Genomic DNA, 22,025 nt, shown 5'->3' on the forward strand with positions numbered 1-22,025 from the left:
ATTGAAAACTCTTCTCATTTACTGGTATTATAATAATAATGAAAATCATTATCACTACTAAAATATTCGTGGGGGAATTTTAAATATGAAACTAGTTAAACTTTCTGGGGTTTTTTTACTATCTAGCAGTCTTTTATTTGGCTGTTCTAATTTCGAACAAACCACTGCTTCAGAAAAAGAAAAGGAAACAAAAACCACTTCGTCTGACACGTTAAGTGGGGTAACGGCTGAATATAGAAAATATGCCATCACTGAGATTGAAGAATTTGTTAAGGCCACAGAGGCATTTACTACGGCCGTGAAAAACGGTGATATCGAGAAAGCGAAACAGCTTTATGGACCAGCACGCATGCACTATGAACGTGCCGAGCCAATCGCAGAAAGCTTTGGTGATCTCGACCCTAAAATTGATGCTCGTGAAGGAGATGTCCCGGAGGCTGAGTGGGGAGGCTACCATCGGATTGAGAAGGGATTATGGATTGAAAACACAACAAAAGGCTATGAACAAATGGCTGACCAGCTGATGAAAGATGTGAATCTATTACGTGCAAAGGCAGATACCGTTGAAGTGACGCCTGATTTATTAATTACTGGGGCTGTTGACCTTTTAAATGAAGTATCGACATCAAAGGTGACCGGGGAAGAAGATCGCTACTCTCATACCGATTTATACGACTTTGCAGCGAACGTTGAAGGCGCAGAGAAAATTTATAAGCTCCTTCAGCCTGCATTAGAGGAGAAGGACACGGAAGTATCAGAAGAAATCCAAGCTCGCTTTAATGATGTATATACCCTGCTTAACCAGCATAAAAACGGTGATGGATACAAGTTATATACAGAGTTGACGGAAGCACAAGTGAAAGAACTCAGCCAAGCGATTGATGCTCTGGCCGAACCACTTTCTCAAATTGGTATCATAACGGAGGCGTCTTAATTGACTAAAAATCCAAACTCTCTAGAAGCCTTAACTGAAAAAAAGGTTTCAAGGCGGGATATTCTGAAAACGGCCGGAATCGGAGGCGTTGGAGTTATTTTAGGAGCATCCGGTCTTGGAGGTGTCCTTTCGCTGAAGGAAAGCAAAGCCGCAGGCCCGGAAGCGAGTAAAGAAATCGTACCTTTCTACGGTGAACACCAGAGTGGGATTACCACTAAAACACAAAATCATGTCTATTTTGTTTCCTTAGATGTAACCACTTCTAACAAACAAAACTTGGTGAAACTATTCAAGGATTGGACCAAGGCGGCTGCGCTGATGACAGAAGGAAAGTCAGTCGGTGAATTATCGAGTAATGAATTTTTACCTCCAAAAGATACAGGGGAAGCGGCAGGGCTTTCGCCATCCAATTTAACAATAACGTTTGGGGTTGGTCCGAGTCTGTTTGTCAAAGACAGTGAAGACAGATTCGGATTAAAGACAAAACAGCCGAAGGAATTAGTGGATCTTCCCGCCTTCCCGCTCGATGCCTTAGAAGAGGAATGGACTGGCGGAGATCTTTGTATCCAGGCCTGTGCCGATGACCTTCAAGTGGCCTTCCATGCGGTTAGAAATTTAATTCGGATTGCAAGAGGAAAAGCAGCCCTACGATGGGCTCAAACAGGATTTCAGAGAACTAAGCAAGCAGATCCGAAAAATGAAACACCTAGAAACCTGTTTGGCTTTAAGGATGGTACGGTAAACCCGGATGTTGAAAGTGACAAACAGATGAAGAATCATATCTGGGTTCAGCCTGGGGATGGTCCGGATTGGCTCGTGAACGGAAGCTATCTAGTGGTTCGCAGGATTCAAATGTTTATAGAGGTTTGGGACCGTACCAATTTACGTGAACAAGAAAATACATTTGGCCGCTATCGGGACAGCGGTGCCCCGTTAGGTCAAAAAGATGAATTTGATGAACCGGATTTTACTCAAAAGAAAGAAAATGGTGATGATTATATCCCTGTCAATTCCCATGTACGCTTGTCCCGCGGGGATGGCTCCGAGCAAATTCTCCGCCGGGCCTATTCCTATGCAGATGGGATGGATTTGAAAACAGGAAGCTTTGATGCAGGTTTGTTGTTTCTATGTTTTCAGCGTACACCAAGTAAACAGTTTATTCCGATTCAAAACAGGTTAGCAAAGATGGATAAATTAAACGAATATACCTCCCATCGTGGAAGTGCCATTTTTGCTTGTTTACCGGGAGCCAAACAGGGTGGTTTTATTGGAGAAACACTATTTAATTAGTGGTTCTTTTTTTACAGAGGAGCGGATAGGATGCAGCATTTAAAAAGGAAGACGTTATTAATAGTAATTTTGCTGTTCAGTCTTTTTCAAATAGGCCTTCCCGTTATTGCGGCAGAAAATCATGATGATTTGTTTGTGCTGATAGGTGATAGTCTAATGAAGGCAAAAGATGGGGAACAGGCAGTTGTTGAAAAAAACATGAAGCAATTTGCAGCTGAGTGGAATTCCATTAAAATAGCCGACAGCAAGCAGGCGAAAAAGGTTGACCAAGAATTAAAAGAGATTCAAAGCTTACTAGCAAATGATAGTGATGGTCAAGAGATACTTTCGACCAATCTTTCAGCCCTCTCAAGTGCGTTAGTCCAATATGACCAGGAGCAAAATCCACAGGACAATGAAAAGGGCAAAGAAAAGGTGAAACAGTTACTCCCATTGATTGCTAGTATGAAGGAATCGATTGAAAAAGGGGATACCGCTCAATTAAAAGCGCAATATCAGAAAATAATGAATGGCTGGACTGCTTCGGAAAAGATTGTCCATGATGAGAGTATTGCATCATATGGAAATATTGAAAAATACACAGCACTTGTACGAATTGCCATCACACAGGAACCGGCCGATTTAAACAAAGCCAAGCATAACTTGGATGAATTAAAGGTGGAAGTAGAAAACTTCCTTGCAGGTAAAGGCTCAAAGCAGGTAGAAGGGGACTATTCTTTAACTGATTTAGCTGGATTGTTAAGTGATGCAGAAAAGGCAATTTCGGAAAAGGACTACAAAGGTGCCAGTGAGCATTTAAATGAAATCCTGACGATATGGCCAATGGTCGAAGGAGACGTCCAAACAAGGGACAGCGGATTATACAGTGATATTGAAACGAAGATCCCTACCGCTATTAGTCAATTAAATTCACAACATGTAAAGGCCGATAAAGCTTCTGAAATCGTGAAAGACTTAGAAAATCGCCTTGAACCGTTATTAAGTAAAACAAGTTACTCACTATGGGATGCAGCCCTCATTTTACTCCGTGAAGGGTTAGAAGGATTATTAGTTGTTGCTACACTTATAGCCTTTTTGAAAAAAATGGGGCAATCAGCCAAGCAAAAGTGGATTTGGTCTGGAGTGGTTGCAGGTATTTTAGCCAGTGCCATCTTAGCTGTAATTATTAATATTGTTTTCTCCAAATTTGTTGCTGCCTCAAGCAGGGAATATATTGAAGGAATAACAGGTGTGGTTGCTGTAGTCATGATGCTGACAGTTGGTGCATGGCTGCATAATAAGTCAAGCATCGGAAACTGGAATAAATATATCAATCAGCAAATGCAGCAGGCAATTGCCAAAGGCAGCTTGATCTCATTTGCCTTAATAAGTTTTCTATCAGTCTTCCGTGAAGGGGCAGAGACCATTATTTTTTATACGGGAATTACCCCTTATATCAGTTTAGCAGAGTTGGTAATCGGAATCTGTTTGGCACTGGTCCTGTTGGTAATCGCTGGATTTGCCATCATTCATTACAGTGTGAAAATTCCAGTCCGCTTGTTCTTTAGAACAGCGACCATCTTAATTTACTTTTTGGCGTTTAAAATTCTTGGAATCAGCATTCATGCTTTGCAGATTTCTAACATACTTTCTACAACCACAGTGGAAAGGCTGCCGTTTATTGATTGGCTGGGACTATACCCAACGTATGAAACTACTTTGACTCAACTGCTATTATTAGTCATCATTTTCATCACCTCTTACTTAGTTAAAAAAGGTGACAGTAAACAAATCATATCAACAAATGTGTAAAAGGGCTGACGATCAGTCCTTTTTTTTTTGAAAATTTCTCCTACTATTCATGGGACTTGTCTCATAAGTTATTAAAAGAGACGAAAGTAAGGGAGATTTGCAAATTGAACATCTACTATAAAGGGATCTTTTTTCTAGCTGCTTCGGCTTTCTTAGGTGAAATGATTGAGGTTCTGATCAATATGATTTTGGCACGAGAACTGGGGTCTCACGGGCTGGGACTTTATATGACGATTCTTCCATCGATTTTTTTACTAGTCTTATTATCAAGCTTTGAATTACAGGTATCGATTTCCAAGTTCATTGCCGAACGAGAGCAGAGGTTTCACCGCAATATCCTTTATCATGCCATGACAATTACGATCACATTTACTAGTATTCTTTTTATAGCCGCCGCCGCCCTCCTTCCATTTATTCCTGTATTTAATAATTACCATCCATATGTCAGGTGGCTTATTCTCATTCTCGTCCCTGTGATTTCCTTGACCTCGGTAGCTAGAGGCTATTTTATGGGTGTGCAGGAAATGGGGAAAATAGCCGTCTCCAATTTTCTGCGTAAGACGGTTCAACTCATCGGACTGTTTTTCCTGTTCCGCTTTTTCGAATATGATGCAGAGGCAGCCTTGCTTATTGCCATCTGCGCTTTAATTGGCAGTGAAGTCGTTGTTTTTTTATACCTGTTTTACTTGTTTGTGATTCAGTTTCAGCAATTAAAACGGAAGCCTTTTTCTAATATGAATCGGAAAGGGGTAAGGAGAAACTTAATTGCCGTCTCGATTCCTACGACAGGACTGAGGCTGTTTTCCGCGATCATGAATGCCGTGCAGCCATTTGCTATAAAGGGAGCGTTAGTTTACTCAGGATTATCGAGTACGATGGCAACTCAGCATTTTGGCATGCTGATGGGGGTCGCTGCTTCCATCGGATTTTTCCCGGCCTTCATTGCTCATTCATTAATGATTGTCCTGATTCCGGCTGTTTCAAAGACGAATGCACAGAAGGATTACGCAACCTTACAAAAAATGCTTCAGCAGGTGATGACCATTACATTATTATATGGGATTCCAGCAGTAGCTATTTTTTACTTTTTTGCACCAGAATTAACCTCTTTATTTTTTAAATCCGATACGTCTGCTGTTTATCTGCAGTTACTTTGGCCGTTCTTCCTGTTTCATTACTTTATTATGCCAATGCAGGCTTTTTTAATTGGTCTCGATATGTTAAAAGAATTATTTTTTCATATTATTTGGTCGACGATCATCTCATTCGGGATTATCCTTTGGCTCGGCTCCTCCCACGAGTGGCAGATGAACGGTGTCATTATCGGCATGAATACAGGGGCTGTTCTTTTAGCTTTGATGCACTACTTAACCATATGTAAGAAGATTGGCGTGTCTATATTTATGAAAGGATTAGTGACTAACGAACAGTGAGGGTCATAAAGAAAGGAGCCTGACATAAGCCAAGCTCCTGTTTTATTAGTCTTTGCTAGAAAGAATTCCGAGGATACGAAGGATACTGATAAATAAGTTAACAAAATCGAGATACAAGTTTAAGGCCATTAAAGGTACATCTTCTGGTCTTACACCATAATGCTTCATGCGGCTGATATCGAATAGAACATAACCACTGAAGACTAAGACACCAATAAAGGAATAAGCAAGCATTCCTGTTGAGCTTAATGGAAGGAAGATATTATAAATATAAATTGCTACTAAGGCTAAAATCGCTGCTAGCAAAAATCCGCCGAGGAAAGAGAAATTACGTTTGGATTTTGCAGCGTAAATGGCAATCCCAGTAAAGACCACGGTTGTGCTGGCAAACGCCATTCCAACCACATTCGCACCAGCTGTTGATAAATAGTAAGCTACGATTGGATAAAGGGTGATCCCTGAGATAAAAGTAAAAATGTATAAAAAGGCATATGAAACAGCTTTTCTTCTTCTAAAGAAAAAGGCGGAAATTAACATGACAAATTCTAAAATCATTAATGGCATAAACAATCCGGGCGGTACGACGAATGCCCCTGCCATTGTTCCTAAGAAGGCGATTGCTAATGAGAGAGCAAATGTCCTTAAAACGGAAGGCATCAATTCAGTCGATGTTTGTGTATACAAAACTCTTCACCTCATAATGAATTTTAATAGAAAGCCCCATGTACTATGACTTTCTTATTAAGATATACGTAAAAGTGGTCAAGATGTTTCATTTTTTCTTGAAAAATCTTGATTTTCTTTTAATAAATCACGAATTTGTGTTAATAGCTCTTCCTGGGTCTCTACTTTTACGACAACCTCTGGAGGTGCTTCTTTCCTTTTGAAACGGTTAATAAATTTTACAAATAAGAAAACCGAAAATGAAATAATAAAGAAATCAATTACAGCTTGAATGAATTTTCCATAGGCTAAGCTGTGATAGGAAAGTTCTGCAAAAGAATTTACTTTCCCAGTTAATAATCCAACTAATGGCATGATGATATCGGCAACCAGTGATGAAACAATTTTTCCAAACGCTCCGCCAATGATCACCCCAACCGCTAAATCCATGACATTGCCTTTCATGGCAAATTGCTTAAATTCATTCCACATAAAAGACACCTCCCCTTATTTTTTCTTTAATTGTTCATTTTATCTTTAACTGTAAGGAAAGGCAACAATATTATTTATGGTAGATATTGGCCGAATTCAGAACCCTCATACATAATCATCTATTTTTAGTCAGCGAAAAAAAAGAGCAGATTATCTGCTCTTTTTCACGATAATTAAAATGCCCAGTTACCCGCTCTAAAGACAGGTTCTGCTTTTCCATCTGCTGTAATTCCATCAATGTCCATTTCCGCTGAGCCAATCATGAAATCAACATGGGTAATACTCTCATTAAGTCCGTTCTGTGCTAACTCTTCAGAAGACATTTTCTTTCCGCCTTCGATACAGAAAGCATAAGCGCTGCCGATTGCTAAATGATTGGATGCATTTTCATCAAATAGCGTATTAAAGAATAGAACATTAGATTGTGAAATAGGAGAGTTATAAGGGACGAGTGCAACTTCTCCAAGATAATGGGAACCTTCATCTGTCTCAACAAGATGCTTTAAGATTTCTTCGCCCTCTTCCGCCTTGACGCCAACAATTCTTCCATTTTCAAATGTCACTGAGAAGCGGTCAATAATATTGCCTCCGTAGCTTAAAGGCTTCGTGCTGGCAACGGTGCCGTTGACACCCGTTTTCAAAGGTACAGTGAATACCTCTTCGGTCGGCATATTGGCCATGAACTCAAATCCTTTTTCGTTTACACTTCCCGCACCTACCCATAGGTGTTTTTCTGGAAGTTCAATCGTTAAATCCGTTCCCGGAGCGGTATAATGAAGTTTTTTGTATCTTTTTTCATTTAAATAATGAACCTTCTCATGAAGAGTTTCGTCATGTTTTTTCCAAGCCTCAACTGGATTTTCCGCATCAACACGGACAGATTTGAAAATGGCTTCCCACAGCTTATTCACCTGATTGTCGGCAGGCTCATTAGGGAATACTTTTGCAGCCCAATCCTTAGATGCTGCAGCAACGACTGTCCAGCTGACCTTATCAGATTGGATTGCCTTTCGATACTGGGATAGTGCCTTACCAGCTGATTTTTGGAAATTAGCAATTCGTTCCGGATTGACCCCTTTTAACAGGTCAGGGCTTGAGGAAATGACTGACATAAAAGCAGCCCCTTTTTCTGCAAGATCCTCCACTTCTTTGGCACGCCACTCTGGGTACTCTAAGAAGGCCTCGCCAGGTGCTAAATCATATTTTGTCCTTGAAATGATGTCATCGTTCCAGTTCACGACCACATTAAAAGCTCCCGTTTCGTACGCTTTTTTAGCAACAAGACGAACAAATTCTGCTGCATCTAAAGTAGCGTTAACCACCAAGGTTTGGCCCTTCTGAATATTTACTCCCACCTTGACGGCAAGCTCTGCATATTTTTCTAGATTCTTCAGGAATTCACTCATGTTATGTAGCTCCTTTTATCAGATTCTTCTTTTATTGTAGCGTGTTTAATTGGAAAAATAAACCGTATGCTAAAATATAAGGTTAAGTGGTAAGCCGCGTTCTCTGCTTTTCAAACACAAAAAACATTAGCCAATAAAATCCCGCACTAGCTAGTGCAAGCAGGCAAAGAATAAAAAAGGTCCAGCCATAACCCAGCCATACAGTCATCGGTATCGCTAGAGGGGCAATGGTGCGGCTGATGGTAAAGCGCAGACTTGCCGCTGCGAAATATTGGCCTCTCATATGATCCGGTGCCAGTTTGGAAACAAAACTTTGCTGCAGGCCGGCGCCCATTAATTCGGCGAACGTAAATACAGCCATCGCCGCGATTAATCCCCAAATCCAGCTGGTCTGGCTGAAAATCACAATCGATAAGGCATAGACAATGGAAGAAAGAACAAAGACATTTCTTTCAGAATAACTGCCCATCCATCTTGTAACATAAACCGTCAATAGGGCAACGAGAAGTCCATTCTCAGCAAGGACGATACCAAAAGCCTGCTCACCCTTGACACCAACTGTCCAATCTCCAATCGACAGCAGGTCCTGATCGGTAACAAAATCTTTAATATAGACAGGGATTAATAAATCTAATTGCATAAAAGTCTGGCCTGCCAAGACCCCGGCAATAATGAATAAGAGGAAGGCTTTGTCCTTTACAATCAGTGCATAGTCCCTGATTTGGTTTTGTAAAAAATAATACCATTTGCCTCCTTCGGGCAGGGAAGTCTTTAAATTTTTCGGCACGGTTTCTCTGGTCCATTTTGCTAAGATAAATCCTACCAATATACATACAAACCCGGCAATAAGCAGCAGTTCGAAGCGGTAGGAAACATAAAAAATAGATCCTAAAATGGGACCGACTACAACTGCTATATTAATAGAGGTATAAAAAATAGCAAATACATCGCTGCGGTCTTTTTCCTTCACCACATCTGCAACCATTGCCTGACTGGCTGGCCAGTAGAAGGAACCAAACACACCTGCCACCGTAAAAGCAGCAAAACCTAACCATGGAGACTGAAGCCAGGGGGAACTTGCTAAGGCAAAACATAGAAAAGAAAGACCCTGTCCGATAGAGGCTATGACCATCATCCGTTTCCGGCCAAACCTGTCGGCACAATATCCGCCCATTAGGTTAGCTGCTACTGAAAAAATCTGTGAAAATACTAATAATAAACCCGCCTTATTTTTCCCGAATTCCTCGGAAAAATAGATGGATAAAAACGGAAAAAACATCCAATAGGTGATATTTACCATGGATTCTGCAAATAATCTCACCTTTAAATTGGCATCCCAATCCCTAATTCTCATGATGAAAAAATCCTCATTTCTCTTTTGTTGTGCCACTCCATCATACTTCCCGATGGAAGGGATTTCAAGAAAAAAAGCAGGTACAAGGACGTACCTGCTTTGGGAAATTATTCGTCATTTTGTAATGCTTGTTTTAGCAAATCGCCAAGGCTGGTTCCAAAATCATCTTTCTGGGAATATTTTTGGACTAATTTACGTTCTTCGCGCTTATTAACTGCCTTTTTCCGCTCCTCTGCTTTTTCGACCACATTACAGCGCCTGCATTGGAAATATACACCTGCTTTGCCTTCATGGAGTTCCATTTTCTTATGGCATTGCGGGCAGCGGCGGTTAGATAGTTTCGGATCCTTCCGTTTTCTGAATGAACAGTCCGGGCTGGAACAAACAAGGATTTTTCCTTCCTTCGTGTTTCTTTCCTTTAAGAACTCATTACATTCCGGACATCTCGATCCGGTTAAGTTGTGGGCACGATAGGATTTGTCGCTTGCCTTTATCTCAGCAACCAGCTGTTCTGTCTGCCGGCGGATTTTTTGTAAAAATGCTTTCGGGTCGGCTTTGCCTTTCGAAATCATTTCTAGTTCTTTTTCCCATTTTGCCGTTAATTCAGGTGATTTAAGTTCATTATTCACAAGGTCAATGAGCTGACGACCTTTTTTCGTTTGAGTGAAGCGGCCGTTTTGCCGTTCAACCACCTCTGTTTCGACGAGTCTTTCGATTATTTCCGCTCGTGTCGCAGGTGTACCTAATCCAAATTTCTCCATGTGGGCTAGGACATCGGCTTCAGAAAATCTTAACGGCGGCTCTGTCCACTTCTGGTTTAAACTGCTATTTTTAACGGTGTACTCTTTTCCTTGTACCATGTTTTGGACACCGGCAGTGGATGTGTCATTGTCATCTTTACCTAATACTTTTTTATATCCCAAATCGAGGACATTTGTTTCTTTTGCTGTAAAAGTTTCTCCTTCAACCTTGAAAACGGCATGTATAGTTTCATATTCATAAGCCGGTAAAAATAAGGCAAGGAATCGGCGGGCAATGAGGTCATAAAGTTTTCGCTCATCATTGTCGAGTTCACCAAGATTAAGCCTCTGCTCGGTAGGGATAATCGCGTGGTGGTCAGTTACCTTTTCATTATTAAAGACTCGTTTGGCAAGTACTTTGCCTTTGTTGGCAAGCAGCGGCCGGACTTCTTCCTTGTAACCTGAGGACATGCCATGAAGCCGGTCAGCCATGGTACCAATCATGTCCGTGGTTAAGTACCGCGAATCCGTTCTTGGATAGGTAACTAATTTGTATTGCTCGTAAAGCCGCTGCAGGACGGTTAATGTTTTTTTCGCAGAAAAACCAAAGCGCTTATTGGCATCCCGCTGAAGCTCGGTCAGATCGTATGGCAGCGGCTGTTGGTCTGACTTTTTCTTGCGTTCTATTTTTTCTAACGTGGCTTTTTTGCCCTCAATCTTGGATAGGATTGCGTCGGCTTTCGGTTTATCAAAGATGCGCTTTTCATTTGTTTTTTCCCAATCGGTTGTGAGCGGACCTATTTCCGCACGAATGGTCCAGTATTCTTTTGGAATAAATTTTTGAATCTGCTGCTCGCGTTCCAAAATCAACGCTAATGTAGGCGTTTGGACACGTCCCGCTGAAAGGGGATCTTTGTATTTCGTGGTCAAGGCACGTGTGACATTTAGACCGATGAGCCAATCGGCTTCCGCCCGGCAAACCGCAGAATGGTATAGGTCATCAAACTGGCTGCCTGGCCGCAATTGCTTAAAGCCATCTTTTATGGCTTTGTCTGTTTGCGAGGAAATCCACAGTCTTTTTAATGGTTTGTTCCAATGAAGTTTTTCTAAAATCCAGCGGGCAACGAGTTCTCCCTCTCGGCCGGCATCGGTAGCGATAATACATTCTTTAATGTCTTTCCGCTTGGCTAGAGCTTCGATGGCCCGGAATTGGTGGTTGGTTTGTTTCATTACCTTAAGTCCCATTTTTTGAGGAATAATCGGTAAATCCTCCAGGTTCCATTGTTTATATTTGGTATCATAATGCTCAGGCATTTTTAGTTCGATTAAGTGTCCAAGTGCCCATGTAACAATATATTGATTACCTTCGATATAGCTTTTATGTTTTTGATTGCAGCCTAGGACACGTGCTATTTCGCGCGCAACACTCGGCTTTTCTGCAAGTACAAGTGATTTCATAGTTACTCCTTTCAACGCTGGCAGAATTTTGCCTTTATATAGTATAGCGGAAAACGAAAGGATTTTGTAATTTGGAACAGCCTGAATAATCTTTTGGTTAAATCTTACATGTTTTTAGTAATAGTTAGATGTTTGTAGAATTGTTTATTGGATTTGTAGAAAAGCCACTGAATTTGGTTGAATTCGATTGGATTTTGTAGAATTCTCACCCGAATTTGCAGAAAAGCCCGTTCAGTACATAGAACTCCATCGCCAAAAAAGGCATCTAGCTGAAATTTAACCCTAATTTCGTCGATAATCTCTTTTCTGCCTTCGTTGACAGCTTAGGTTTTCCTCTCATACAATAAAATTATCAGAGTAGTTATAGAATGGAATGATAAATGATGCGGCATTCCCTAAAAGATAAACTTTTAATAATAAGAGAGGCTGGATCCCTAATCTAAAACGGTGAGGAATCCAGCCTCTTTCTTTATTCTACTAAATTGGTAGAGGAGAGAGACATATGATTATGTTAACGGGTAACGATCTTAACTTAGAGCAAATAAAAGAGGTCTTATATTGTAATCAAAAGGTGACCGCCTCAACAAAGAGTTTGGAAGCTGCCCAAAAAAGCAGGGAGGCAGTCGAAAAAATTGTTTCAGAATCTAGAATCGTTTATGGAATCACAACAGGCTTTGGGAAATTTAGTGATGTACTAATTGAGAAAGCACATGTTCAAGATCTCCAGTTAAATTTAATCCGTTCACATGCATGCGGAGTAGGCGAACCCTTCCCGGAAGTGGTCGCCAAGGCCATGGTCATACTTCGGGCCAACGCCCTGTTAAAAGGGTATTCGGGTATTAGACCGCTTGTAATTGAAAGATTATTAGCTTTAGTAAATGCCGGCATTATACCTATTATCCCGCAGCAAGGTTCCCTTGGGGCCAGTGGTGATCTTGCTCCGCTTGCACATCTTGCCCTTGTGTTAATCGGTGAGGGTGAGGTTTTTTATAAAGGTAAACAGATGAATTCAATAGAAGCTCTTCAGCAAACCGGATTGTTTCCCATCACCCTGGAAGCGAAAGAAGGTTTGGCTCTTATAAATGGTACTCAAGCAATGACAGCCATGGGAGTGGTTGGTTATTTAGAGGCAGAGCAGCTTGCCTATGGAAGTGAACTGATTGCTTCGATGACAATCGAAGGTTTGAATGGTATTATCGATGCCTTTGCTGAAGAAGTTCACATGGCTAGAGGCTACAAACAGCAAATAGAAACTGCCGCCAGAATACGTCAGTATTTAAATGACAGCCTTTTAACCACAAAGCAGGGAGAGTTAAGAGTGCAGGATGCCTATTCACTTCGATGTATCCCTCAGGTACATGGTGCCACATGGCAGGCGCTCGATTATGTAAAAGAAAAATTAGAAATTGAGATGAATGCAGCAACCGACAACCCATTAATTTTTGAGGAAGGAGGTAAGGTAATCTCCGGTGGAAACTTTCACGGGCAGCCAATAGCCTTTGCCATGGATTTCATGAAAATAGCAGCTGCTGAACTGGCTAATATTTCTGAAAGACGCATTGAACGGCTGGTTAATCCACAATTAAATGATTTACCACCATTCTTAAGTCCTGCCCCAGGTCTTGAATCCGGGGCCATGATCATGCAATATACAGCCGCGGCACTCGTATCTGAAAATAAAACACTAGCTCATCCTGCGAGTGTGGATTCCATTCCATCCTCCGCCAACCAAGAAGACCATGTCAGTATGGGCACCATTGCATCCAGACATGCCTATCAGATTATTCAAAATGTAAGAAGAGTCCTTGCCATTGAATTGATCTGTGCTATGCAGGCCGTCGAAATCCGCGGAATTGACAAAATGTCTACCTGTACTCATGCTTTATTTCAAAAAGGGAGAGAACTTATTCCTTCCATAAAGGCTGATCGAATATTTTCAAAGGACATTGAAAAGGCTGCAGACTGGTTAAAGACGTTCGAATTTCAGTCATTTATTAGAAAGCATTCAAAAAAGGCGTGAAATGCTCACGCCTCTTACTACTTCATATGATTTGGAAGCCAGCGGCCTGTATCAGGGCGGCGTTCTTCATCATCCTCCACTCTATTTTTAAAAGCTTCCTGGGTAACAATCAATTCTTCATCTCCAATGGCTTCCTTTACATGCTTTTCTGTTAGGCTATCGTTTGGGAATTCACCAGGATGATTCTTCTTTTTGTGTTCAAAATGTTCTCCACGTGCCAAAGTAACACCACTCCTTTCATCTTCACTTGTAGTTTCTCCGAACAATCGTGAAAATAAATTGGAATGATTTTTCCAATTTATCTATAGTCCAGCGATTGGTATAATTACATTAAAATAGTCAGTAAAAAGGAGGAAGCACCATGGATTTTTTTCAAATTCTCTCCGAGGAACGAATTAAAAAGGCATATGAAGATGGAGAATTTGATGCCTTGCCCGGTTTTGGAAAACCGATGCCGCTTGAAGATTTATCCGAAATACCTGAAGAGCTGCGGATGGCTTATAAAATAATGAAAAATGCGGGTTATACCGAAGAAGAAGGGCAATTGCGTCAGGAAATGGTGGGCATTGAAGATTTACTAAAAAAATGTGATGACAACGAAAGGGAAAACCTTCAGAGAAAATTAAACGAAAAACTGTTAAGGTTTAATCAGTTAATGTCAAAACGAGGAGTTAGAACGAATTCATCTGTTTTTAAAAACTATGAACTAAAAGTACAACGTAAAATGAACAAATAAAGCTGGTGGTGGTACGGGAAGGTTATTCATCATCAGCCTTTTTCTCCTGTTCAACTGGTTTGCATATCCGATCCATTAAAAATCCAGCGAATACGATAAAGGCAATCGGTATAGAAAAATTCAAAATATGGATTATAGACAATTTTAAATGACACATCCCTTTTTGAATATTTATACTATTTATATGTTGTTTATATTATATGCTATTTGTCACATTATAGACAAACTTTTTAGTCATACAAAGTATGGGGGAAGATTTGTAAAATAAAGGTAGATTATTGTAGAAATTTGGAACAAATTGTTAAAAAAAGTGTTAAGAAAATTAGTTAAATTAGACAAAATTCAACACATTACAAATTTTGTAATCGATATAATGAACATATCAAAAACAATTAAGTAAAAAGACCTAGATAGAAGGTAGTAGGTAAAAGGAAGGCAGACGAAAGTGCAGGGAGATCAGAAAAGGGCAAACCTGTTGAAAAGCAGGGACGCAAAGCCGAGGGTCTAAGGTGAAATACAAATTGCTATGATGGCCGGGCTGCCTGAAATACAGATGTATTTTGGGAGTGAGTATTGTGGTGATAACAGAAAAAAATGTGGATGTACTAGATCAGGAATGGCAGGCACTTATTTTTGAGGCAAGAAATCTTGGACTTTCTATAGAGGAAGTACGAGCTTTTCTTAGTCAAAATGGTTAGAATTACGGGTACATAATAAAAAAGGCATTCGGTAAAAATGGATGACATTTTTACCGAATGCCTTTTTTAAAGCTTATTTTTGATTTATCCGCCACTTGTTAAACTCGAGAAAATCCTTGAATTGCTCTTTTGATACCCCTGAATTCATCGCTTCTTTTACGAGATTCATCCAGTCAGTGTCTAATTCATCCTTATTAATTTGTTCGTGAATTAAATGTTCGACAGGAAGATTTAATACTCCTGCGATTTTTTCAAGGAATTGTATGGAAGGATTCTTTTGCAAATTTCTTTCTAATGAACTTAAATAAGATTTTGCAACTCCCGCTTGTTCAGCAAGCTCGGATAGTGACATTTTCTTTTCAAGACGATATTTTTTAACGCGGTCACCAATCATTGAATTCACACACCTAAATATTTATTTTAGCAAATGTCGAAATCGGACGATTTCTTTATAAATACATTCTATCAAAAAGCATGAGGAAGTACCATATTAAGAACGAACTATTATTACGATATCATGAACAATGAGAAATTGTTCCTAAATTCATTAACGGGGAAGTATATTTTGAAAAAAAGAGTGGTTAGAGTTAATATTAAAGTGTAGCAGCCTAAATTACTCAAGTATAATTATTTTAATCACACTATTACGAACACTATAAATAAATGGACATAAATATAATCAAAAAGGCAGGGAAACAGATGATTGTACTAAAATCACAACGGGAAATCGAAGCAATGAAAATGGCAGGAGAAATACTTGCAGCCTGTCATAAGGAAATTGCTAAACTTATTAAGCCGGGTATCACTACGTGGGAAATAGAAGAATTTGTCGACCAATTTCTCCGGAAAAATGGTGCTGCACCTGAACAAAAAGGGTATAAAGGGTACGAGTATGCAACCTGTGCAAGTATCAATGATGAGATATGCCACGGATTCCCTAGGAAAGAACCACTAAAAGATGGTGATATTGTGACTATTGATATGGTGGTTAATTATAATGGGGCCTTAGCCGATTCAGCATGGTCATACGGAGTTGGTCAGCTTTCAGAGGAAACCACTCGTTTATTACACGTGACCAAAGAAGCTTTGTACAAAGGGATAGAGCAGGCAGTAGTTGGTAATCGAATCGGAGATATCGGCCATGCCATTCAAACCTATGTAGAGAGTGAAGGTTTTTCTGTTGTACGTGACTTTATTGGTCACGGTATCGGAACGGTCATACATGAAAAACCGGATGTTCCACACTACGGACTCCCAGGTAAAGGTGCAAGAATTAAAGAGGGGATGGTATTCACCATTGAGCCCATGGTCAACATTGGCCGCTACCAAACAAAAATGGATCTGAACGGCTGGACAGCTAGGACCATAGATGGGAAATATTCTGCCCAATACGAACACACCTTGGCGGTCACAAAAGACGGCCCAATCATATTAACTGAACAGAAATAGTAAAAATAGTAAAAACAGTGACAGGCACCATGTGAAAATTTCACATGGTGCCTGTCACCGTTAATGCACTGTACGTGATTCTTATTTCTTTCTTAGGTTCCCTAGTTCCTCAACTAACGCCTGCATTTCATTGGGGCTGAAGGATTTCTTTTTAAGGACCATTTCATAAATTTCTTTTAACTCTTCGTACATTTCTTCATCAAAGTGGGAGGGCTTAATTGCGCCTAGATTAAGTACCTTTAATTTTTCTTTTATTTGTTCAATCATAAATTCAACGTTCTCAACTGACTTTTCTGATAAGTTCATTAGGGTCATCCTTTACGCTAATTTTTAATCTCATCTTTTCATGTTAAAAAGCTTCTGTCAATACAAACCTTACTAGTAGTTTATCCAAGAAAGTCAAAATGGGCAAAGCCTAGATTTGCACAGAAAGGTTTGATATCGCAAAATAAATGGTAAGATATACAATGGTATTATTTTCTTTTAGGATGAGTCATAGATAATTATGAAATAGGAAGGAGAGGTTAAGATGACTAAGAACAATCAGTTTTGGAAGGGCGTGCTTTTAGGGGCAGCAGCAGGGGGACTGCTAAGTTTATTAGATAAAGATACACGTGAGGCAATGAAAGAAAATGCCATAAAGACCTCTAGTAAGGTGCGTTATATCGTTCGTCACCCTGGGGAGGTAACTGACAGAGTAAAGGACACTGTCGAAAGGTTTAAATCCACTTTTGAAACAGTAAGTGAAGATATTTCCTACATAACAGAGAAAGTGGAAGAGTTGAGGGAGCTTACACCGCAAGTAACCGAAATGCTCAAAGAAACAAAGGAGACCTTTGTACTTAATGAAGAAGATGCTTTGGTGGATGATGTTTTGGGAAAGGAAGTAAAGAATTACAATTAAAAGGGGGGATAAAAATGGACAAGGGAGTAAATGTACGCTCATCATTGCTCAGATTACTTTGGCACCGGATTGAAGAAGATGACCTTCCCGGCTTAAGTGCGCAATTAGCCTATTTCTTTCTTCTATCTTTATTTCCACTCCTTATTGTGTTATTTTCACTACTTCCGTATATCCCGATTCCCCACCAAGATATGCTCGGGATGATTCGTGATTTCGCACCTGATGAGGCAATGGAACTGATTGAAAAAAATGTTGAGGAAATCATGAGTCACCATAAGGGCGGCCTACTCTCATTTGGGATTATCGGTACCATTTGGTCCGCCTCAAACGGAATCAATGCCATCGTCAGGGCTTTTAATAAGGCCTATAATGTGAAAGAGAGCCGCTCCTTCATTGTTGCAAGGGGAATGGCGGTCTTATTAACCTTTGGGATGATTTTTGTCTTTTTGCTCGCTATGATCGTCCCGATTTTTGGAAAGGAGATAGGGCTTTTTTTATTTTCCCAATTTGGTTATACCTCTGAATTTATTAAAGTGTGGAATGCACTAAGCTGGCTGGTTAGCGGGATTATTTTATTCTTAATTTTTACTGGCTTATATTGGATTGCTCCGAATGTAAAGATAAAATGCAGAAGTGCTTTTCCAGGGGCACTCTTTGCTACCATAGGCTGGGTTATTGCATCGTTTGGGTTATCATTTTACGTTGGAAATATTAGTAACTATTCCCTTACTTACGGAGGAATCGGTGCCATTATTGTCTTAATGATTTGGTTATACCTATCTGCTTTTATCATCATACTTGGAGGCGAAGTAAATGCCTTCTATAGTGAGAAATATAAATCAAATTGCTAACACTTACCTTACTTTAAAATAACGATTTCGTCCAAACTAATAGCGAGGGCATTAGTCCCCGAATGATCTAGGGAGGATGACAAGAATGACAAAGCATACGAAAAAAGATGGCAGCACCAAACAAAAGGGCAAAGGCAGCAAAGGCAACAAGACTTCAGGTTCTGCGAATGGATCTAATGGCTATCACTAATCAATAATATAAAAGGACCAGGTGATACTATCACCCGGTCCTTCTTTACATTATGATTTCAATAACCGCAGGCTGTTTAAAATAACAAGAATTGTGCTTCCCTCATGTCCGATAACTCCAAATGGCAGATCAAGTATTTGAAAGAAGTTGGAGCAAATTAACAACATAATGACCGATATGGAAAATACAACATTTTGCTTGATAATTTTGTTCATCCGCTGAGAAAGACGGACGGCTTCAGCAATCTTAGGAAGATCATTCTTCATAAGGACAATATCCGCGGTCTCAAGGGCAACATCTGTTCCTTCGCCCATGGCAATCCCTACGTTTGCAATCGCTAATGCGGGAGCATCATTTATACCGTCCCCAACCATCGCCACCGTTTTATATTTCTCTTTGAGCTGTTTCAATTGGTTGACCTTTTCTTCTGGAAGACATTCTGCATAAAATTCGTCTACATGGCTCTCAGCAGCAATAGTACGGGCCGTTTTTTCACTATCGCCTGTCAGCATAATCGTCTTTATCTTTTGTTTCTTTAAATCTTCAATCGCATGCTTGGTTTCTTCTCGAACGACGTCTTTCATGGCGATCATGGCACTTAGATTGCCGTCAATTTCAATATAAACAATTGTATTACCTAGACTGGCTAGTTTTTTGGCTTTACCTTCAGCAAACTGCTCGGATTTCTCTAATCCAACAAACGACGCCTTACCAATTTTCCATTGTCCCCCATTAATAGAGGCTTTTACACCCCAGCCAGGAATATCTTCTAAATTGTCAGGCTGAATTAGTTCTTTTTCTAACGTTTGTTTCGCATATTTGACGATTGCTTGTGCCAGCGGATGATTCGAATGGTTCTCAATCGAAGCGGCTTTAAGGAGCACTTCTTGTTTATTCAGCCCTTCTTTCACAAATACCTCTGTAACTTCAGGTTTTCCTTTTGTCAGTGTACCGGTCTTATCAAAGGCAATGGCTTCCAGGTGTCCTAAATTTTCCAGGTGGACACCACCTTTAACTAGGATTCCATGCTTAGCTCCGTTGGAGATTGCTGAAAGGGTAGCAGGCATGATGGAAGCTACGAGAGCACAAGGTGATGCGACAACCAGTAAAATCATCGCGCGGTAAAAAGATTCATGCCAGCTCCAACCGAGCAGGAAATATGGTAAAAAGAACATACTGATTACAACAAGTAAAACGACTTTCACATAGGTTCCTTCAAAACGTTCAATAAATAACTGTGAAGGTGATTTTTCGCTTTGTGCAGATTGAACAAGCAGGATAATCTTTTGAAAGAGAGTATCTGAGCTTTCCTTCGTTACTTGTACCGTAATAGCACCCGTCATATTAACTGTTCCAGCAAAAACCTCTGCTTTTTCACTCTTTGAAACAGGCATCGACTCCCCAGTGATCGCGGCTTCGTCAATATTTGTGTGCCCCTTGATGATAAGCCCATCTGAAGGAACCCGTTCACCCGGTTTAATTAGGATATGATCTCCGACAATAAGTTCGGAAACAGCCACTCGCTTTTCATACCCGTTGGTTACCCGCAAGGCCTCCTGCGGCTGAAGTTCCATTAAGGAGGAAATTTCCTTATGGCTTTTATTCATCGTGTATGTTTCCAATGCACCGCTGACAGCAAAGATAAAGATTAATATGGCACCTTCTGTCCAGTAGCCAATGATGGCTGAACCAACTGCCGCAAAAATCATGAGCATCTCCACGTTTAGTTCCTTATTTTCGTAAGTGGCTTCAATACCTTCTTTTGCTTTGGCAAAGCCGCCAATCACAAAAGCTAATAGATAAGATATGATGGATTCGGCTCCATAATCATACTTATCGAACAGCCAGCCTGCCAAAATTAAGACCCCGCTTAACCCAGCAGCAATCAATTCGACATATGGTTTTATTTTTTTAAAAAAACTAACATCTTGCATCCCTTTAGAAAGAACTTTTGCTTCGGAACTCATCGTATCCCCCCCTTATTTACTTCCCTTTTTATTACTTTAAGTTTCAGACCTGCCCTCTTCTTGAGTCTAAATGAGAAAAATAATCATATTCATTACCCTTAAAAAACACGAAAGCTGTCACCAAGTGATGACAGCGCAAATCTTATAATCATTGTTTTCTTTATTTTACCATACATCTTATGCTATAAGATATGATTTTGCTTACTGCCGTTTACTTTCCCAACGTAAAAATAGTTAAGCAGACAGTCATTAGGATGGGGGTCCAAAAGCGGAAATTAGTTTTATTCATAAATTATCCTTACGATTGTTATTATGTTTAATAGCCCCTCAATGATGGTATCTAGAAAATGAGGTGGATGCAAGAAAATTGGCGCCTAGACATTTGACTTATTTTTAGGTAAATTAAGGGTCAAGTGGAAAATTTATAAAAATTGGAGGGAATGTATTGGCGAATAAAGTTTTTATGCTAATGACATTCATTGGGGTTCCTCTCTCTGTCATTGGAACGATGATGCATTGGTCAAATATAGTTTTATTTATCTTATATTGTTTAACCATTGTTGCCCTATCAAGTTTTATGGGAAGAGCGACAGAAAGCCTGGCAATTGTTGCCGGACCGAGGATTGGAGGCTTATTAAATGCCACCTTCGGAAATGCAGTTGAGCTAATCATCTCGATCTTTTCCTTAAAGGCTGGGCTTGTCGGAGTGGTTCTTGCTTCCTTAACGGGTTCTGTTTTAGGGAACCTGCTGCTTGTTGCGGGGCTGTCTTTTTTTGTGGGCGGACTGAAATTCAAGCGCCAAGAGTTCAATGTATATGATGCAAGGCATAATTCAGGCTTATTGATGTTTGCTGTGATTATTGCCTTTGTTATCCCAGAAGTGTTTTCAATGAATATGGATGAGACCCGTACGTTTACGTTAAGCATTGGGATCTCTGTTATTCTAATTCTCCTTTATCTTGCTGCTCTATTTTTCAAACTGGTTACCCATCGCGGTGTTTATCAATCGGCTACTCAGAAAGAGGCGCATGAGGAAGAGACTCCTGAATGGGGCAAGGGGAAGGCTGTCGCAGTACTCCTATTAGCAACAATTGCCGTCGCTTACATATCCGAACATTTGGTTCATACTTTTGAATATGTTGGAGAGACGTTTGGCTGGTCAGAATTATTTATAGGGGTCATCATTGTTGCCATTGTCGGAAATGCTGCCGAGCATGCATCTGCCGTCTTAATGGCTTATAAAAATAAGATGGATATTGCGGTTGAAATTGCGATCGGTTCTACATTGCAAATAGCTATGTTTGTATTACCTGTACTAGTACTTATCTCGCTTTTCTTTGAAACGTCGATGCCGCTCATTTTTAGCTGGCCAGAGCTGATTGCCATGGTATCGTCCGTTTTATTAATGGTGGTTATTTCAAACGATGGAGAAACTAACTGGTTTGAGGGATTGACCTTACTAGCTTCCTATGTCATTATGGGGATTGGTTTTTATCTATTATAAAAAGAAAAGACTCTATGCCATAATGGTATAGAGTCTTTTCTTTTTTCATTTAACTTTTTTCAATGTACGAGGTAAATCTTTTAAGTGTGCTATAATGGAACATCAAACGTTTAGGGTTTAAAATCAATCGTTTTCAATTTTGGGT

General features: G+C 40.1%; 20 protein-coding genes and 1 riboswitch. Of the genes, 11 read left to right on the top strand and 9 right to left on the bottom strand.

Annotation, left to right across the window (positions count from 1 at the left end; genetic code table 11):
* Positions 1-85: 85 nt before the first annotated feature.
* The 4 genes from efeO to GXK58_RS14755 all read left to right on the top strand — a co-directional run bounded on the left by efeO (position 86) and on the right by GXK58_RS14755 (position 5,448).
* Positions 86-934 (top strand): iron uptake system protein EfeO, encoded by an 849-nt coding sequence (efeO, locus tag GXK58_RS14740; RefSeq protein ID WP_160723910.1) that lies wholly within the window; start codon positions 86-88, stop codon positions 932-934.
* Positions 935-2,224 carry an iron uptake transporter deferrochelatase/peroxidase subunit gene (gene efeB, locus GXK58_RS14745; protein ID WP_160723911.1) on the top strand — a complete coding sequence of 430 codons (1,290 nt, stop codon included), beginning with the start codon at positions 935-937 and terminating at the stop codon, positions 2,222-2,224.
* A gap of 30 nt (positions 2,225-2,254) precedes the next feature.
* Positions 2,255-4,015, top strand: a complete 1,761-nt coding sequence (locus GXK58_RS14750; RefSeq protein ID WP_160723912.1) for an FTR1 family iron permease — start codon at positions 2,255-2,257, stop codon at positions 4,013-4,015.
* Positions 4,016-4,119: 104 nt separating this feature from the next.
* Positions 4,120-5,448: a polysaccharide biosynthesis protein gene (locus GXK58_RS14755; RefSeq protein WP_160723913.1), complete on the top strand. Its 1,329-nt coding sequence runs from the start codon at positions 4,120-4,122 to the stop codon at positions 5,446-5,448.
* Between the two features lie 45 nt (positions 5,449-5,493).
* Here the strand turns inward: GXK58_RS14755 and GXK58_RS14760 are convergent, their stop codons facing one another.
* From GXK58_RS14760 to GXK58_RS14780, 5 genes are all read right to left on the bottom strand, one after another.
* Positions 5,494-6,132: a Bax inhibitor-1/YccA family protein gene (locus GXK58_RS14760; RefSeq protein WP_237389680.1), complete on the bottom strand. Its 639-nt coding sequence runs from the start codon at positions 6,130-6,132 to the stop codon at positions 5,494-5,496.
* Positions 6,133-6,210: 78 nt separating this feature from the next.
* On the bottom strand, positions 6,211-6,603 hold the full coding sequence (gene mscL / locus GXK58_RS14765; RefSeq protein WP_160723914.1) for a large-conductance mechanosensitive channel protein MscL: 393 nt from the start codon (positions 6,601-6,603) through the stop codon (positions 6,211-6,213).
* Positions 6,604-6,776: 173 nt separating this feature from the next.
* Positions 6,777-8,009 (bottom strand): aminopeptidase, encoded by a 1,233-nt coding sequence (locus tag GXK58_RS14770; RefSeq protein WP_160723915.1) that lies wholly within the window; start codon positions 8,007-8,009, stop codon positions 6,777-6,779.
* Between the two features lie 82 nt (positions 8,010-8,091).
* Positions 8,092-9,363 (bottom strand): MDR family MFS transporter, encoded by a 1,272-nt coding sequence (locus GXK58_RS14775; RefSeq protein WP_160723954.1) that lies wholly within the window; start codon positions 9,361-9,363, stop codon positions 8,092-8,094.
* A gap of 107 nt (positions 9,364-9,470) precedes the next feature.
* Entirely contained in the window at positions 9,471-11,561 is a 2,091-nt protein-coding gene (locus tag GXK58_RS14780) for a DNA topoisomerase III (protein ID WP_160723916.1), read from the bottom strand.
* 502 nt (positions 11,562-12,063) lie between these two features.
* On the opposite strand from GXK58_RS14780, the gene hutH reads away from it, so the two are divergent.
* Positions 12,064-13,581, top strand: coding sequence for a histidine ammonia-lyase (hutH, locus tag GXK58_RS14785; protein ID WP_160723917.1), 1,518 nt, complete (start codon positions 12,064-12,066; stop codon positions 13,579-13,581).
* A gap of 17 nt (positions 13,582-13,598) precedes the next feature.
* Here the strand turns inward: hutH and GXK58_RS14790 are convergent, their stop codons facing one another.
* Positions 13,599-13,802 carry a hypothetical protein gene (locus tag GXK58_RS14790; RefSeq protein WP_160723918.1) on the bottom strand — a complete coding sequence of 68 codons (204 nt, stop codon included), beginning with the start codon at positions 13,800-13,802 and terminating at the stop codon, positions 13,599-13,601.
* A 140-nt stretch (positions 13,803-13,942) separates the two neighbouring features.
* Between GXK58_RS14790 and GXK58_RS14795 the strand changes: the two genes are divergently transcribed.
* The gene (locus GXK58_RS14795) at positions 13,943-14,317 is read left to right on the top strand and encodes a DnaJ family domain-containing protein (protein WP_160723919.1); all 375 of its coding nucleotides are present in this window, start codon (positions 13,943-13,945) and stop codon (positions 14,315-14,317) included.
* Between the two features lie 455 nt (positions 14,318-14,772).
* Positions 14,773-14,863, top strand: a riboswitch (cyclic di-GMP riboswitch).
* A 29-nt stretch (positions 14,864-14,892) separates the two neighbouring features.
* Positions 14,893-15,015, top strand: coding sequence for an anti-repressor SinI family protein (locus GXK58_RS14800; RefSeq protein ID WP_442862479.1), 123 nt, complete (start codon positions 14,893-14,895; stop codon positions 15,013-15,015).
* Positions 15,016-15,088: 73 nt separating this feature from the next.
* On the opposite strand, the gene GXK58_RS14805 is transcribed toward GXK58_RS14800, so the two are convergent.
* A complete protein-coding gene (locus GXK58_RS14805) occupies positions 15,089-15,409 on the bottom strand; it encodes a helix-turn-helix domain-containing protein (protein WP_160723920.1) in 321 nt (106 codons plus the stop codon).
* A 305-nt stretch (positions 15,410-15,714) separates the two neighbouring features.
* Here GXK58_RS14805 and map point away from each other — a divergent pair, with 305 nt between their 5' ends.
* Positions 15,715-16,464, top strand: a complete 750-nt coding sequence (gene map, locus GXK58_RS14810; RefSeq protein WP_160723921.1) for a type I methionyl aminopeptidase — start codon at positions 15,715-15,717, stop codon at positions 16,462-16,464.
* A gap of 81 nt (positions 16,465-16,545) precedes the next feature.
* Here the strand turns inward: map and GXK58_RS14815 are convergent, their stop codons facing one another.
* Positions 16,546-16,770 carry a DUF1128 domain-containing protein gene (locus GXK58_RS14815; protein ID WP_160723922.1) on the bottom strand — a complete coding sequence of 75 codons (225 nt, stop codon included), beginning with the start codon at positions 16,768-16,770 and terminating at the stop codon, positions 16,546-16,548.
* A gap of 223 nt (positions 16,771-16,993) precedes the next feature.
* Here GXK58_RS14815 and GXK58_RS14820 point away from each other — a divergent pair, with 223 nt between their 5' ends.
* Positions 16,994-17,368: a YtxH domain-containing protein gene (locus GXK58_RS14820; protein ID WP_160723923.1), complete on the top strand. Its 375-nt coding sequence runs from the start codon at positions 16,994-16,996 to the stop codon at positions 17,366-17,368.
* 14 nt (positions 17,369-17,382) lie between these two features.
* The gene (locus GXK58_RS14825) at positions 17,383-18,219 is read left to right on the top strand and encodes a YihY/virulence factor BrkB family protein (RefSeq protein ID WP_160723924.1); all 837 of its coding nucleotides are present in this window, start codon (positions 17,383-17,385) and stop codon (positions 18,217-18,219) included.
* 240 nt (positions 18,220-18,459) lie between these two features.
* On the opposite strand, the gene GXK58_RS14830 is transcribed toward GXK58_RS14825, so the two are convergent.
* Entirely contained in the window at positions 18,460-20,376 is a 1,917-nt protein-coding gene (locus GXK58_RS14830; protein ID WP_160723925.1) for a heavy metal translocating P-type ATPase, read from the bottom strand.
* A 445-nt stretch (positions 20,377-20,821) separates the two neighbouring features.
* Between GXK58_RS14830 and cax the strand changes: the two genes are divergently transcribed.
* Positions 20,822-21,880 carry a calcium/proton exchanger gene (gene cax / locus GXK58_RS14835; protein WP_160723926.1) on the top strand — a complete coding sequence of 353 codons (1,059 nt, stop codon included), beginning with the start codon at positions 20,822-20,824 and terminating at the stop codon, positions 21,878-21,880.
* Positions 21,881-22,025 lie beyond the last annotated feature (145 nt).

This window comes from Bacillus sp. USDA818B3_A, assembly GCF_009928415.1.
Taxonomy (GTDB): domain Bacteria; phylum Bacillota; class Bacilli; order Bacillales; family Cytobacillaceae; genus Neobacillus.

Coding starts and splice junctions, on each gene's coding strand:
- GXK58_RS14780 (WP_160723916.1), bottom strand. CDS start 11,561: ATGAAATCACTTGTACTTGCAGAAAAGCCGAGTGTTGCGCGCGAAATA.
- GXK58_RS14775 (WP_160723954.1), bottom strand. CDS start 9,363: ATGAGAATTAGGGATTGGGATGCCAATTTAAAGGTGAGATTATTTGCA.
- GXK58_RS14815 (WP_160723922.1), bottom strand. CDS start 16,770: ATGAACTTATCAGAAAAGTCAGTTGAGAACGTTGAATTTATGATTGAA.
- GXK58_RS14830 (WP_160723925.1), bottom strand. CDS start 20,376: ATGAGTTCCGAAGCAAAAGTTCTTTCTAAAGGGATGCAAGATGTTAGT.
- GXK58_RS14795 (WP_160723919.1), top strand. CDS start 13,943: ATGGATTTTTTTCAAATTCTCTCCGAGGAACGAATTAAAAAGGCATAT.
- GXK58_RS14770 (WP_160723915.1), bottom strand. CDS start 8,009: ATGAGTGAATTCCTGAAGAATCTAGAAAAATATGCAGAGCTTGCCGTC.
- efeO (WP_160723910.1), top strand. CDS start 86: ATGAAACTAGTTAAACTTTCTGGGGTTTTTTTACTATCTAGCAGTCTT.
- GXK58_RS14805 (WP_160723920.1), bottom strand. CDS start 15,409: ATGATTGGTGACCGCGTTAAAAAATATCGTCTTGAAAAGAAAATGTCA.
- mscL (WP_160723914.1), bottom strand. CDS start 6,603: ATGTGGAATGAATTTAAGCAATTTGCCATGAAAGGCAATGTCATGGAT.
- hutH (WP_160723917.1), top strand. CDS start 12,064: ATGATTATGTTAACGGGTAACGATCTTAACTTAGAGCAAATAAAAGAG.
- GXK58_RS14820 (WP_160723923.1), top strand. CDS start 16,994: ATGACTAAGAACAATCAGTTTTGGAAGGGCGTGCTTTTAGGGGCAGCA.
- GXK58_RS14825 (WP_160723924.1), top strand. CDS start 17,383: ATGGACAAGGGAGTAAATGTACGCTCATCATTGCTCAGATTACTTTGG.
- map (WP_160723921.1), top strand. CDS start 15,715: ATGATTGTACTAAAATCACAACGGGAAATCGAAGCAATGAAAATGGCA.
- GXK58_RS14750 (WP_160723912.1), top strand. CDS start 2,255: ATGCAGCATTTAAAAAGGAAGACGTTATTAATAGTAATTTTGCTGTTC.